This window comes from Janthinobacterium sp. GW456P, from assembly GCF_002127655.1.
GTDB lineage: Bacteria > Pseudomonadota > Gammaproteobacteria > Burkholderiales > Burkholderiaceae_D > Janthinobacterium.
Map to the genome: position 1 here is coordinate 1 of NZ_NEHB01000072.1, position 688 is coordinate 688.

The 688-nt window shown below is 61.7% G+C and carries 1 protein-coding gene; it reads right to left on the reverse strand.

All coding sequences use genetic code 11. The features are described 5' to 3' along the window. A partial coding sequence (locus tag CBW66_RS29180; RefSeq protein WP_253249998.1) for a YDG domain-containing protein occupies positions 1 to 688 on the reverse strand: 688 nt, incomplete at both ends.

Genomic DNA, 688 nt, shown 5'->3' on the forward strand with positions numbered 1-688 from the left:
TGACCGTCTTGCCATTTCCGGCGTTCTTGTCGACAAAACTGCCGCTGGCGCCCGAGACCGTCAGGTTGTCGCCGCCCACCATCCCCGTGAACGATGCCCCAGCCATGTTCAGGCTGGCGGCCACGCCGCCGTCATACACTTTATTTCCRGCAACGATACCGGTCACGCCGCTGATGGTGGCCTTGCTGATATCGGCGCTGCTGCTGGCCGTGGTGCCGGTCAAATTGTAGTTGCCGGCATCCGTGCCGCCCAGCACGATGCCGCTGATGCTGACCGTCTTGCCTGTGCCTGCATTCTTGTCGGCAAAACTGCCGCTGGCRCCCGACACGCTCAGGCTGTCGCCACCGATCATGCCCGCAAACGTGGCGCCCGCCGTGTTCAGGCTGGCCGTGGCAGTGCCGTCATACACTTTATTTCCGGCCACAATGCCGCTCACGCCGCTGATGGTGGCCTTGCTGATATTGGCCGTGCTGCTGGCCGTGGCGTTGGTAAAATCATAATTTCCAGCGTCCGTGCCGCCTAGTATCATGCCGCTGATATTGACCGTCTTGCCATTTCCGGCGTTCTTGTCGATAAAACTGCCGCTGGCGCCCGAGACCGTCAGGTTGTCGCCGCCCACCATCCCCGTGAACGATGCCCCAGCCATGTTCAGGCTGGCGGCCACGCCGCCGTCATACACTTTATTTCC